General features: G+C 44.9%; 12 protein-coding genes. 10 read left to right on the forward strand and 2 right to left on the reverse strand.

Annotated features, from left to right (window positions below):
- Window positions 1-88: 88 nt before the first annotated feature.
- Complete coding sequence (locus tag TY49_RS10835; RefSeq protein WP_041965928.1) at window positions 89-1,423, reverse strand: S8 family peptidase; 1,335 nt, start codon at window positions 1,421-1,423, stop codon at window positions 89-91.
- Between the two features lie 224 nt (window positions 1,424-1,647).
- Between TY49_RS10835 and TY49_RS10840 the strand changes: the two genes are divergently transcribed.
- From TY49_RS10840 to TY49_RS10865, 6 genes are all read left to right on the forward strand, one after another.
- Window positions 1,648-2,103, forward strand: a complete 456-nt coding sequence (locus TY49_RS10840) for an OsmC family protein (RefSeq protein ID WP_041965929.1) — start codon at window positions 1,648-1,650, stop codon at window positions 2,101-2,103.
- A gap of 388 nt (window positions 2,104-2,491) precedes the next feature.
- The gene (locus TY49_RS10845) at window positions 2,492-3,091 is read left to right on the forward strand and encodes a DUF421 domain-containing protein (protein ID WP_041965930.1); all 600 of its coding nucleotides are present in this window, start codon (window positions 2,492-2,494) and stop codon (window positions 3,089-3,091) included.
- Between the two features lie 169 nt (window positions 3,092-3,260).
- The gene (locus TY49_RS10850) at window positions 3,261-4,412 is read left to right on the forward strand and encodes an MFS transporter (protein ID WP_041965968.1); all 1,152 of its coding nucleotides are present in this window, start codon (window positions 3,261-3,263) and stop codon (window positions 4,410-4,412) included.
- A 112-nt stretch (window positions 4,413-4,524) separates the two neighbouring features.
- A complete protein-coding gene (locus TY49_RS10855) occupies window positions 4,525-5,283 on the forward strand; it encodes a threonine/serine exporter family protein (protein ID WP_041965931.1) in 759 nt (252 codons plus the stop codon).
- A gap of 15 nt (window positions 5,284-5,298) precedes the next feature.
- Window positions 5,299-5,742, forward strand: a complete 444-nt coding sequence (locus tag TY49_RS10860; protein ID WP_041965932.1) for a threonine/serine exporter family protein — start codon at window positions 5,299-5,301, stop codon at window positions 5,740-5,742.
- 150 nt (window positions 5,743-5,892) lie between these two features.
- Window positions 5,893-6,525, forward strand: coding sequence for a histidine phosphatase family protein (locus TY49_RS10865; protein WP_041965933.1), 633 nt, complete (start codon window positions 5,893-5,895; stop codon window positions 6,523-6,525).
- 61 nt (window positions 6,526-6,586) lie between these two features.
- On the opposite strand, the gene TY49_RS10870 is transcribed toward TY49_RS10865, so the two are convergent.
- Window positions 6,587-7,576: an NADPH:quinone oxidoreductase family protein gene (locus TY49_RS10870; protein WP_041965934.1), complete on the reverse strand. Its 990-nt coding sequence runs from the start codon at window positions 7,574-7,576 to the stop codon at window positions 6,587-6,589.
- Between the two features lie 537 nt (window positions 7,577-8,113).
- Between TY49_RS10870 and TY49_RS10875 the strand changes: the two genes are divergently transcribed.
- The 4 genes from TY49_RS10875 to TY49_RS10890 all read left to right on the forward strand — a co-directional run bounded on the left by TY49_RS10875 (window position 8,114) and on the right by TY49_RS10890 (window position 12,986).
- Window positions 8,114-9,283 (forward strand): MFS transporter, encoded by a 1,170-nt coding sequence (locus TY49_RS10875; protein ID WP_232310440.1) that lies wholly within the window; start codon window positions 8,114-8,116, stop codon window positions 9,281-9,283.
- Window positions 9,264-11,393 carry a formate dehydrogenase subunit alpha gene (fdhF, locus tag TY49_RS10880; RefSeq protein ID WP_041965935.1) on the forward strand — a complete coding sequence of 710 codons (2,130 nt, stop codon included), beginning with the start codon at window positions 9,264-9,266 and terminating at the stop codon, window positions 11,391-11,393. Before TY49_RS10875 ends, fdhF begins: the two co-directional genes overlap by 20 nt.
- Window positions 11,394-11,407: 14 nt before the next feature.
- Window positions 11,408-11,959 (forward strand): 4Fe-4S dicluster domain-containing protein, encoded by a 552-nt coding sequence (locus TY49_RS10885; RefSeq protein WP_023625614.1) that lies wholly within the window; start codon window positions 11,408-11,410, stop codon window positions 11,957-11,959.
- Window positions 11,960-12,245: 286 nt separating this feature from the next.
- Window positions 12,246-12,986: an Mrp/NBP35 family ATP-binding protein gene (locus tag TY49_RS10890; protein ID WP_052442160.1), complete on the forward strand. Its 741-nt coding sequence runs from the start codon at window positions 12,246-12,248 to the stop codon at window positions 12,984-12,986.
- Window positions 12,987-12,988: the final 2 nt, after the last annotated feature.

Raw genomic sequence — 12,988 nt, forward strand, 5'->3', positions numbered from 1 at the left:
GCAGTGTGGTATTTGTCACATGAAAAATCCTCCCCGGTATCGAGGAGGATTCTGGTATATTTTTTCTTACCTTTATTTGATAGTGTGGTTACTTACTGGATGAGGCTGCTTGGACTGCTTCATAGGCATTGACGTAGCCTGCACCTACTTCATGGAGCTGGTATTCAGGCATTGGATCGGCGGTTTGGATCATCAGGTCGAGTGCCAGATCCGGATTGAGAGAAGGGTTAGCTTCCTTCATTAAAGCAACGACACCAGAAATATGTGGTGCAGCCATACTTGTGCCGCTGGATGTTGTATAGTAAGGCAGGTGAACTCCATCGATATAAGAGACATCGGTGACTGTACCTAATAGATTCATGACAATGCCGGTGGAAGAACGTGTTGCCACGATATCGACGCCTGGAGCTGTGATGTCAGGGTGCAGGTATTCGTCTCCTGCAACACCTCGTGATGAGAAGTCGGCAAGTTGTTTATCCTTGGTTCCGGCTGCTACACTTATGACCCAAGGAGCCGCTGAGTATGGGTTTAGCGTGTTATCATCTGGACCTTCATTTCCTGCTGCAAACACAACCGTCATGCCTGCGTCATGCGCTTTTTTGGAAGCGATATTGATTGGGTGATCAGGAGAATACTCCCCGGTTGAACCCCAGCTGTTGCTGATGATGTCGATTCCGTACTTTTCTTGATTCTTAATAGCATAATCAAAAGCTTCCAGTGACCAAAGAATATTGATAGCCTCGCCAACGCCAAGTCCTACTAATTTAGCGTCTGGAGCAACTCCTTTATATAGGCCATCGCTAGAGGTCCCGCTACCGGCAATTGTTCCGGCAACATGGGTGCCGTGGCCGGAGGTGGTGTCTGTGTTTAACTGGTTCTCAAGGTAAAGAGGCTGGTTGCCGAAAAGGTCACCAACAATGAATTTCACATTCTGGATAACTTTTTCACCGTACTGCAAATCAGGATGGGTAGCATCAATGCCGCTGTCGATTACAGCAACAGTAACTCCTTTCCCGGTGTAGCCCAGGGCATTCCAAACAGCTTCTGCCCCAATAAGTGCCCTGCTGTCACGAAGGAAATATTCCAGATCATCATTTGCGTAAATCGAGAGAATATTGGTTGCTGTTAGGAGCAGTTCATTGACGAGGCCAATCTTCCCTTTAACTGCCACCATTGGAAGCTCGCTGAAAGGGTTCACCTCGAAACCTAATAGTTTTAAAAGCTTAATATCCGAAAGCAATGGCATGTCTTTATAAGTGATAATCAGTTCAACTTCTTCATTGCTCAATGGATTAGCCAGCAGGCTTTCAAGCTTGGGGTCCAGCTCAACTGAAAGCAAGGATGCTTTTGGGCTGGAGAATGATGGTGATAAAATAAAACTAAATAACACGAGTGCTACCGCAAAAATATTGATCTTTTTCATATTTTCCTCCTTTGAAATGTGTGAAAATTCATACATTTTTATTTATCCAAAGCAAGTTAGCAAGAAACCTAAATAGAGTTGGGAAAATATTAGATTCACTAAATGTTCATCGTTTCACAATCTGTACAAAACATCATGAATCTTTTGTGTCATTGGCTATTTTAAGAAGGAAACCAGCTTAAAAAAGAGGAAAATGAAGGTGTAAATATAAAGGAGGGAATATCATGCCAAAAGAAATTTTCAAAGCCACTGCTGCATTGCAAGAAGGGGTGAAGGTTGATGTTCAGGCCAGGGGGTTCCATATCACGATTGATGAGCCTGTCAATTTAGGAGGGACCGACCAGGGGATGAATCCTGTGGAAATGCTTCTTGGTGCATTAGGAGCTTGCCAATCCATCGTGGCACGAGTGTACAGCCAAAAATTCGGAGTAGTATTAGAGGATTTCCGCGTCGAATTGGAAGGGGACCTTGATACCGATGGGTTCATGAACAAGTCAGATGTGCGCCGCGGCTATTCAGATATTCGTTATACCTACTATATTAAATCGCCATCTCCGGAAGAGAACATCAGGGCCCTGGCAGATTTCATTGCTAAAACATGTCCGGTGGATGATACAATCTCAAATCCGGTGAATGTCACCAGAACAGAAATTGTAATCGAAAAGCCAGTAACATTATAAATAGAGTTTATAGGACGGCGCTCCATGTAGTGCCGTTTTTTTGATTTTATAAGTAAGTATAAAACTTTTACACTTAGATTAGTGTCCAGCTCCAGCGCATAGCCCCTCGAGTCGCTTGTCCAGCTGCTGCTCCTAACTCCTCGAGACGTTTCGGTCCTGCCTATGAAGTCAAAGACCGCCTTCACTGTCAGGCCCTCCAGCGCTTGTCGGAGTTGGACAGTCGCCGCTGCTTTTCGTTTTCGGTTCGCCCCATGAAGTCAAAGAACGACTTCACTGGTCGGCCCTCCAGTGCTTGTCGGGGCTGAACAAGGCACTTGCGCTTTTCTTAGTTTCATAAAAAATCCTCCACTGGAGAAATTAATGGTAGAAATTTTTCTAGGAGGCGCTTATGGATTTCACTTTTGTATGGCAAACGGCTTTTTTGATTTTATCAGGAATTCTATTATTGAGAATCGCAGGCAGGAAGTCGATTTCCCAAATGACATTGGCACAAACAGTTGTTATGATTTCACTTGGGACGATTATAGTCCAGCCGATTGTGCAAAAGAGCATGTGGAAGGCGATTGCCGGGGCAGCGATCTTTGTCGCTGCGATTGTGATTCTGGAGTATCTACAGCTTAAATTTAATCTCTTTGAAAAGTTCATCACAGGGAAATCAAAAATCATTATCCAAAATGGGCAGCTTAATATCAAGAATTTGAAGAAGCTTAGGCTGACAGTTGACCAGCTGGAGATGAGACTGAGGAATAAAGGGATTACGAAACTGGAAGATGTTAAATTTGCAACAATTGAACCTAATGGCCAGCTTGGATATGAGCTGGAGGATGACGCAAAACCGCTCACGGTCGGAGAGTTTAAAAAGATATTGAATGATTATCTTCCGGCAATGGTCATGAAAATGGACGAGAAGCCGGAGTCGGCGAAGCCTGACATTTTCGATGAACTCAATAAATCAAATGCGCAGCAAAATCCTAAATACCTCCAATAAAACAAAATTTCCCTTTTATTTATACAGTGTGCTGTGCTATTATTTAGAGATGCGAAATACACATGAAAATCTTCTGCCGCAGAAGATTTTTTTCTTTTTTTAGTAAAAGGGGAGATATACATTGTCACAACAAAAAGAGCCATTATGGACCTCTTCGTTCATTAAATTGATGGTCGGGAATCTATTTATCTTTATGTCATTCCAGATGCTGATTCCTACATTGCCACCATATATAAAATCAATCGGTGCGAGCGGGACTGAAATTGGTCTTGTTACCGCGCTATTCTCGATAGGGGCTGTTTTGAGCCGGCCGTTCATTGGATTTATGCTTGAATATAAAGCACGAAAACCGCTTGTCTTGATCGGTGCCCTGATGCTTCTTTTGATCACATTCTTATACCCGCTGTCTCAGGTCGTTATCATTTTCCTTGCGTTTCGATTGTTGCATGGTCTTGCATGGGGCTGGTCTACAACAGTAAACGGAACGGCAGCAGTGGATGTTGTCCCTAACTCCCGGCTTGGGGAAGGAATGGGCTATTTTGGTCTTTCGATAACAATCGGAATGATTATAGCACCGAGTCTGGGAATCTTTTTGTACCAGATTACGACCTTTGAAAACCTGGTATACTTTTCGGGAGTACTTGGCGTCATTGCCTTACTGCTGCTTGCATCGGTTCACTACCAAACTCCTGATCAAGTTTTAGAGACGAAGAAAGAAGACTTAAAGTTCACATATCTTGGATCGCTTGTTGAGAAATCTGGCTGGTTCCCTGCGGTCTTGACGTTGTTGATCAGTCTGGGCTATGGAACGATTGTCACATTCATTGTCATTTTTGGCGAAGAACGCGGGATCGAGCAGATATTCTTGTTTTACCTGTGTAATGCAATTTTTGCATCACTCTCACGTCCGGTTGCCGGAAAGTGGTTTGATCAAAAAGGACCAATCGGTCTCGTTATTCTAACAATCTCCATTACATTTGCAGGTATGTGGGTGCTGTCATTTGCTCATTCTAATATGATGATTGCTGTTGCTGGAGTACTATTCGGTATAGGATTCGGTTTATTGATTCCAACCTTGCAATCATGGACATTATCGATTACACCGCCAAACCGACGTGGAGTCGCGAATGGAATGTTCTTCTCATCCATTGACCTGGGAATCGGTTTAAGCGGGCTGGTTTTCGGCGTCCTGGCCCAGTATATTGAACTGGGAACTTTGTTCCAGATATCCAGTGGATTTATCTTAATAGCATTAGTTCTGACCATTTTAAAGGGGAGACGTACAAAAGCTATCCGTCAGCCGGAGGAAGCTGTTTCCTGAGAAGCCAGCCCTGTGTGAAGGGCTGGTTTTTTCTATGGTTGCTAATAGGCTCTGTTTTGATTTAAACTGATAAAGAAATTTAGACAGTACGGATTGGTAAGTGAGGACTTTTATGGAGAATCAGGATCAAACATTTGAAGTGATGCGTGCATGCATGCTAGCCGGAAAAATCATGCTTCAGAGTGGCGCTGAGACATATCGGGTGGAAGATACGATGTCGCGGATGGCTTCTGCATTCGGCATTGATCAGACGCATAGCTATGTAACACCAACAGGCATTATTTTTTCAGTAGAAGGAGTAGGCCCCGAAAGGACGAAGCTAGTACGTATATCTGACCGGACAACCGATTTAAGGAAGGTGGCAATGGTCAACAGTGTTTCGCGTAGAATCAGCAGCGGCGAGGTTGGTTTGAGGGAAGCCTGCAAGCTCCTGGGGGAGATTGAGGAAGCAAATCTGACCTATTCGTTTATAATTCAAATCCTGGCGGCAGCGATCGCGAGCGGCTGTTTTACAATCATGTTCATGGGAAGCTGGCTGGACTTCCTGCCTTCGATGGCTGCCGGGGGAATCGGTTTTTTCCTGGTTGTTTACTTTCATAAGATTGTCCCAGTTAAATTTTTCGCAGAATTCCTATCTTCCTTCTTCATTGGGATGGTGTCGTTCTTCTTTGTTAAATTTGGTCTCGGGCAGGAGCTTGATAAAATTATCATCGGCTCAGTAATGCCGCTTGTACCGGGACTGCTAATCACGAATGCGGTCAGGGACCTGATGGCAGGTCATTTGGTTTCAGGGTTGTCAAAAGGAGCAGAAGCACTGTTGACGGCGTTTGCTATTGGATCGGGCATAGCGGCAATTTTATCTTTCTTGTAGTCAGGAGAAGTGGCGATGATTTATATAGAACACCTTATTACGAGTTTTATTGCGTCTACAGCGTTCGGAATTATTTTCAACGCTCCTAAAGAATCGTTGGTCAAATGCGGCATTTCCGGGATGGTAGGCTGGATTGTTTATTTTGCGCTTGATGTAAATGGATTCGGGACGATTTTTGCCACATTGATGGCTTCATTTTTAATTGCCGTTGTCAGCCAGGTATTTGCGAAGGCATATCGGACACCGATCATCATTTTTAGTGTCGCCGGGATTATTCCTCTTGTTCCGGGAGGACTGGCGTATGATGCGATGAGGAATTTCGTGGAGAATGATTATGGTGTAGCTCTTTCTTTGGCTGCAAAAGCATCGATGATCTCCGGTGCAATAGCTGTTGGACTTGTCTTTTCTGAAGTAATTAACCAGGTAATCAGAAGGTCAAGCCTTGGTCCTGTAAAATAGGGGAAATGACTCATGTGAAAATGTGAGTCATTTTTTATGGAGAAAAAGAGTAAACTCAGGCAGGAACATCCAAATTTTACCGTCGTTAAAAGGGATTTTCATGACTATGTAGAATAATTTTTAATATACTTTTTTAAAAGGGGAAAAGACATGGAAATTCTATTGATCAGGCATGGTGAGTCGGAGGGGGATATCCTTCAGGTGCATGAGGGCCGGGCGGATTTGCTGCTGACAGATCATGGCCGCAGGCAGGCAAAGGAAATGGCGAAAGTGGTAAAAGAGAAATACATGCCAGAGGTCATCTGGGCAAGCACCCTGAAACGCGCAAGAGAAACGGCAGAGATTCTTAGTCAAGAAACGGGAATCCCGGTCATCGAAGAGGATAGTTTGAGAGAGTTTAATAATGGGGTTTTGGCAGGGTTGCCATATGTGGAAGCAAAGATCCGCTATCCGGAGCCAGAGGGAGGCAGGAAACCTCATGAACCTATTGAAGAAGGCGAATCAGAACTAGAATTCCGCTTCCGCGCCCAAACAGTATTTTCAAAGATACTTGCAGAAAGTGCTGGAAGGAAACGAATTGCCATTGTTTCACACGGCGGAATGATTTCTAACCTGTTAAGAGCTTTCTTGAATCTGCCAGTTTTATCGGATACTTATTTTCCTACAGGAGATACCGGAATTCATTTGCTCAAGGTGAATGGAGGACAAAAGACAGTGATGTTCCTGAACGACTGTGGGCACTTGGCAAAAGTAGATTCAGAGCAGATGGCAGCACAAAATTAATTAGTCTCATTGATACTGTAAAAAATCCCGAACCCAGTCTGCAGGGTCCGGGATTTTTTGTTTACATTTTTACAATCGTCCGTCCACGGTTCTCGCCTTTTAAGATACTGGCCAGAACGCCAGGCAGTTCTTCTAATGACACTTCGTTTTCAATCGTTTCCAATAATCCCTCTGGCTTCAAGTCGGTTGCCATTCGCTGCCAAAGAAGCTTTCGCGTATCCATTGGGCAGTAAACGGAATCGATGCCAAGAAGGTTTATTCCTCTCAGTATGAACGGGAAAACGGTTGTTGGGACATCTGTTCCGCCAGTCAAACCGCTGACTGCGACTGAACCATTGTATTCAAGCTTACTGAGGATTGCAGATAAAGTCTTACCGCCGACGGGGTCAACGGCTGCTGCCCAAAGCTGCTGATCGAGAGGCTTCGTTTTTTCACCAACGAGCTCTTCACGGCTGATGATTTCTTCAGCTCCAATTTTGCGAAGGTATTCGTGTTCCGAAGCTTTCCCCGTGCTGGCAACGACGTGATACCCTCTTTTCGCCAGCATCGCCACAGCGACGCTGCCAACTCCTCCGGTTGCTCCCGTAACGAGAACTTTCCCTTTTTCTGGAGTAAGACCGTTCTCTTCAAGTCGGTGCACGGACAATGCAGCAGTGAATCCGGCTGTTCCGAAAACCATGGCTTCCCTAAAATTCAACCCTTTAGGCAAAGGCACGATCCATTTTGCTGGAATACGCGCAAATTCACTGAACCCTCCATAGTGGGAAACCCCTATTTCATAACTGGTGGCGATGACTTCGTCACCTTCCTTGAAGCGATTGTCTTCTGAACGGACAACCGTACCGGCAAGGTCGATGCCAGGGACGAAGGGATAGGATCTGACAATCTTGCCATTCGGGATGCTCGCAAGCCCGTCTTTAAAGTTGACGCTTGAGTAGGCAATCTTGATCACCACATCACCCGCAGGAAGATCCTCCAGCCCAATCGTTTTTACCTCTGCTGAAAAATCACTATCTGTCTTGTTCACCATAAAAGCTTTGAAATTGTCCATAACTCCCCCAACCTTTCTAGCTTGATAGTTTCAGTATAGGGCATAAGCATGCCGGACTTCTAATAACTCAACTTAATGAGGGCAAACCATTTTAACAACTATTAAAGAGATTGGGTATGACTTTTGTTGCTGACATAATACGAGATCAGATATCAACTGCGATGGAATAATTCGTAGTGCAGTGAGACATCCATAGGGATCATGTGCGGATAAACCAAGGCGACCATCTATTACCGTCACATAAAGGCTGCCAAGTGTCCATAAACGAGAAAGAGTCTGCTAGTTTGTTAAGTCCATCACGAATTTATTACGATTTTGTGTCCACTTAATCTGGTGTGACGGACTTCACATATCTTTTAATCTGCCTCCCTTAAGATTTAGATAAGTAAGGTACACGGTGGAGGTTAGGGCTTCTAAACATTATTAAATCAATTTTTCACTATTCACAAAGTGTTTACAATTTAACCCTATTTAGACTGTTTTTCCATGATAAGATGAATTTTGAAATCGGGAACGATTTACAGGGAGGTAGCAAAGTTGTACAAATTCGAGAAATCTTTTTACTCAAAAACAAGCATGTATTCCTTTGTCGTAGTAATGATATTGTTTTTCTCAATGTGGTATTCAACATCGAAGTTTGTCCATATTGATATGGCGCTTCTGGGATATGCAATCTCATCAACAGTCTTTGCAATTGGCCTGACAATCAGGATGAGCTTCTGGATGTGGCGAAAGGCCACTAACAGAGTGGCGAAGCGGAGTGTTGATAACCTTTTTAATAAAGAAAGATTGAAAAGAAATTCAAAAGCGTTTGTTAGAACCTTGATCGATAATATCATTTTGCAAAAATTCATTTTCCAGCGCGGGATCTACCGCGGAATTCAGCACTTCATGATTTCTTGGGGCTGCATCATTTCATTCGCTATTACATTCGGTCTTACATTCGGTTGGATGCGTTTTGATCTGATCGACCCGGAAACATACCAGATCATCGTTTTCGATATGCCGACCATCACGATGGCGGCACACGGAATTTTTGCTGAAATCGTCTATAACGGTTTGAATATCGGCGCGATCATGGTGTTGATCGGAGCGGGGATGGCCCTTTACCGACGGATCACTGATTATGATGTAAAAGTAACCCAGCGATTCGAGTTCGATATTCTGCCATTGATCATTCTATTGGCAGTAACAGTTACAGGCTTGATCCTGACAATTCAGTACACATTCCTGGATGGATGGATGCACCATTATATGTCGCTTATTCACCAGGTAACAGTCATCATCATGCTGATGTACTTCCCATTCGGTAAACTGTTCCACGTGCCAATCAGGCCGCTGGCAACAGCTGTTCCAATGAGTTATCAAGAGGTGGTCAAAGTGGATACGAAATCATGTAAAAGCTGCGGACAGCCATACAGCAATGATGACCAGATTGCGGATGTCCAGGCAATTTTAAAAAGCCAGAACTTCGACCTGCAGCTTGCAGATGGCACTTACCTGTCAGACTACTGCACAGGCTGCCGCCGCAGGATGAGAGCATTGAAACAAATGAATCTTGAAGCGCCACAGGGCAACCCATACGGACCAGTTAATACAAATAACGGTATTCACATATCAGGCTTCAGTAAAAAGCGTTCGGAAGAGTTTTACGGACTTGACCAGGATTTAAAGGAGGAAAAAGTAGATGAGCCAGTTTCTCGTTAAAGAAGGCGTGAAAAACCAGATCCGCAAAGGTGAAAAGCTAGTCACAACACATTGCTGCTACTGCGGGATGCAGTGCGGCATGCACATCCGCGTTGATGAAAAGAATAACAAGGTTGTCGGTGTTGAACCGCGTTATGACTGGGTTTTAACAAAAGGAAAGATGTGTCCTAAAGGGGTCACAGCTTACCAGACGATCGATCATCCGGACCGAATCAAGACTCCTCTGATCAAAAAGAACGGCAAGTTCGTCGAAGCAACATGGGACGAAGCTTTGGATTTGATTGAGAGCCAGTATAAAGGAATTCAGGAGAACTACGGAAAAGATGCGGTCGGCGTTTACGGCGGCGTGTCGATGACAAATGAGAAGTGCTACCTTGTTGGCAAGTACGCCCGTGTCGGCCTTGGAACTCGTTACATTGACTATAACGGCCGTTACTGCATGAGCTCTGCTGCCGGCGGTTTCAATAAGACATTAGGTATGGACCGCGGCTCTACGCTTCCTTGGACTGAGCTTGAGCACACTGATACTTTCTTCATGGCAGGTTCCAACACAGCGGAATGCCATCCGACAAGCATCCAGTGGTTCTGGAAGGCGAAGGACAAAGGCGCAAAGCTGATCGTAGCAGATCCGCGTGAAACTGCAACAGCACGAGTTGCTGACGTCCACCTTGACCTGCTTCCAGGGACAGACTCAGCTTTGGCGAACGGAATCATGCACCTCTTAATCAAGCATGATTACGTGGATAATGAATATGTCCAGGAACGCTGCAATAATTTTGAAGAATTAAAAGACATGACGGCGAAATTCACGCCAGAATACACATCAAAGCTTACAGGTGTTGCAGCTGAGAAAATCATCAAGGCAGCACACATTTTCGGAAAATCACCACGCTCAGTCGTCATGTTCGCACGCGGTGCGGAACAGCAGACTTCCGGCGTTGACAATGTAAGTCTATATACATCTATGGCATTATTAAGAGGCCAAATCGGCAAATTCGCATCAGGTGTTGCCACTTTCACAGGACAGGGTAACGGCCAGGGTGGTCGCGAACACGGCCAGAAAGCAGATGCTCTTCCAGGATACCGAAAAATTGCAAACCCTAAAGATGTTGAGCATGTTGCTGGCGTCTGGGGCATCAAGCCAGAAGAAATGCCTAAGGAAGGCGTTTCCGCATATGAAATGTTTCATCTGATGCAGAACAAGACGATCCGCGCATTGCATGTCATCTGCTCGAATCCGGTTGTTTCATCACCAAATATCAACTACGTCCAGGATTCACTAGAGAAGCTTGACTTCCTTGTCGTAAACGACTTCTTCATGTCAGAAACAGCCGAGCTTGCAGATGTAGTCCTTCCGGCAACGACTTGGGCGGAGGACGAAGGAACGACTACAAATATCGAAGGCCGTGTCATCCGCATACGTAAAGTGGTTGATCCAATTGGCGAATCGAAGCCTGACTGGGAAATCATGAGCATGATCGCTGACCGCCTTGGTAAAGGAAAGTACTTCGATTACAGCGAACCAAGAGAGATTTTTGACGAGCTTCGCCACGCTTCAAAAGGCGGAAAGGCTGATTACTACGGTGTAACTTACGAAAAAATCGACGAGCAGGACGGCGTTTTCTGGCCAGCACCTACAGAAGACTCCAAGGGAACTCCATCCATTTTCCAGGAGCGTTTTGCTACGGAAGATGGAAAAGCGAATCTTGCAGTCTGTGATTTCAGAGGACCTTCAGAGGTTCAATCAAACGAGTATCCTTTATGGCTGACTACAGGCCGCGTTGTCTTCCATTACTTATCAGGTAACCAGACACGACGCGTTGACTTCCTGATGGAGCAATGCCCTGAGCCATTCGTTGAAATGCACCCAGAACTGGCAAGCAAGTACCAGATTGAAAACGGTGAAAGAGTGAAGCTTTCCACACCACGTGGCGAGATGATCACTCCGGTTAAAATAACAAAAGCAATCCGCAAAGACACAATGTTCGTCCCTTACCACTGGGGCAAAAAGCTGGCAGTCAACCAATTGACCAGCCCGGCACTGGATCCATTCTCAAGGATGCCTGAATTTAAAGTCTGTGCTGTAAAGCTTGAAAAACTGACTAAATAGGAGGAACGGCCACTATGAATAAAATAATGTATCTAGAATTTGAGCGCTGTATAGGATGCCGTGCCTGCCAGGCAGCCTGCCGTGAGTGTGGGGACCATGATGCCAAGGAACGGAACTATGTAGAATATGTAGACTTCACTGAATCCCGCCAGACATTCCCGATGCTTTGCATGCAATGTAAAGACCCAGCATGTGCGCGTGTCTGCCCGGCAAACGCCATCCAAATTACCGATGAGGGCGTAGTCCTGTCGGCGATGGAAGAAAAATGTATCGGTTGCCGTAACTGTACATTCGGCTGCCCATTCGGTATCCCTAAATTCGATTTCGAAACAAACAAAATGTACAAATGTGATATGTGCTATGACCGAACTCGTCATGATATCGCGCCAATGTGTGCATCTGTTTGCCCGAGTGATGCAATCCGTTTCATCGACTTCGATGAAATGCAGCAATTGCGCAGAAAACGTACCCAAATGAACCTGGTTGAAGGCAAAAAGCCTCAAGAGGGCAATAAATGGGATTATGTGCCTGAATTCTTCGGTGTTTATACTGATTCACAATCATAATTTAATGGAGCCGGCCAGAAAAGAGCGCTAAGTTCATTAGGGCCGGCTCTATTTTTCTGGATTTAGCCCAATTTTAAAATTTATTGGCGAAAATCTGATTTTATTGGCGGTTTTCACAAGTTTATTGGCGAAAATATGATTTTATTGGCGAAAACCACCAACTTATTGGCGAAAATAAAATTATATTGGCGACTTGGAAATTTTCAGCGATTTTTTCCAGTTGGGTTTCAACTAATTTGATATAAGGTAGGGAATAATAACCCATCCAAAAAAAGAGGTGCTTAACATGTTAAAAGGAAATGTGCTGGCGGTGACAAGCGGCAAAGGCGGAGTAGGGAAGTCTTCATTATCAGTGAATCTTGCGCTTGCGCTGCAAAAACTTGGCAAGTCAGTTGCAATCATCGACCTTGATATATATGGATTCAGCGTACCAAAAATACTTAATATAGATGCAAAACCAAAAACGTTCAATGGAAAAATCATTCCGGTTGAGGCGCAAGGCATCAAGGTGATGTCAATGGGTTTCCTGGTAAAGGACAATGAACCGATCGTCTGGCGCGGCCCAATGCTCGGGAAAATGATCCAGCATTTTACAGAAGATGTCCTCTGGGGAGAAATGGATTATTTCATTCTTGATATGCCTCCTGGCACCGGGGATGTAGCCCTTGATATGCACCTGATGATTCCGCAGAGCAAGGAAATCGTCGTGACGACACCGCATAAGGCAGCATCTTTCGTGGCGGAACGCGCCGGATCAATGGCAATCAAGAGCAAGCATGAAGTCATCGGCGTGGTCGAGAATATGTCATATTTCAAGCCTGAAGACAGCGACCAGAAGTACTATATCTTCGGAAAAGGCGGCGGTGAGGAGCTTGCATCGCAGCTCGGTACGGAATTGCTCGGGCAGCTGCCGATCCAGGAAGCGGATGAGAATAGTGAGACTCCTGCAATCGCTGCGGAAACTACCTCGCTGTTTAAAGAATATCTTAACCTGGCAGAAAAAATCGATGTTAAGTTTCAGCTCTAGGA

The organism is Mesobacillus selenatarsenatis SF-1, from assembly GCF_000813125.1.
Taxonomy (GTDB): Bacteria; Bacillota; Bacilli; order Bacillales; family Cytobacillaceae; genus Mesobacillus; species Mesobacillus selenatarsenatis.

What these genes read in the sequence shown, in the direction of transcription:
- TY49_RS10860 (WP_041965932.1), top strand. Translation starts at nt 5,299, where the DNA reads ATGATTTATATAGAACACCTTATTACGAGTTTTATTGCGTCTACAGCG.
- TY49_RS10885 (WP_023625614.1), top strand. Translation starts at nt 11,408, where the DNA reads ATGAATAAAATAATGTATCTAGAATTTGAGCGCTGTATAGGATGCCGT.
- TY49_RS10840 (WP_041965929.1), top strand. Translation starts at nt 1,648, where the DNA reads ATGCCAAAAGAAATTTTCAAAGCCACTGCTGCATTGCAAGAAGGGGTG.
- TY49_RS10850 (WP_041965968.1), top strand. Translation starts at nt 3,261, where the DNA reads ATGGTCGGGAATCTATTTATCTTTATGTCATTCCAGATGCTGATTCCT.
- TY49_RS10855 (WP_041965931.1), top strand. Translation starts at nt 4,525, where the DNA reads ATGGAGAATCAGGATCAAACATTTGAAGTGATGCGTGCATGCATGCTA.
- TY49_RS10845 (WP_041965930.1), top strand. Translation starts at nt 2,492, where the DNA reads ATGGATTTCACTTTTGTATGGCAAACGGCTTTTTTGATTTTATCAGGA.
- TY49_RS10890 (WP_052442160.1), top strand. Translation starts at nt 12,246, where the DNA reads ATGTTAAAAGGAAATGTGCTGGCGGTGACAAGCGGCAAAGGCGGAGTA.
- fdhF (WP_041965935.1), top strand. Translation starts at nt 9,264, where the DNA reads ATGAGCCAGTTTCTCGTTAAAGAAGGCGTGAAAAACCAGATCCGCAAA.
- TY49_RS10865 (WP_041965933.1), top strand. Translation starts at nt 5,893, where the DNA reads ATGGAAATTCTATTGATCAGGCATGGTGAGTCGGAGGGGGATATCCTT.
- TY49_RS10870 (WP_041965934.1), bottom strand. Translation starts at nt 7,576, where the DNA reads ATGGACAATTTCAAAGCTTTTATGGTGAACAAGACAGATAGTGATTTT.
- TY49_RS10835 (WP_041965928.1), bottom strand. Translation starts at nt 1,423, where the DNA reads ATGAAAAAGATCAATATTTTTGCGGTAGCACTCGTGTTATTTAGTTTT.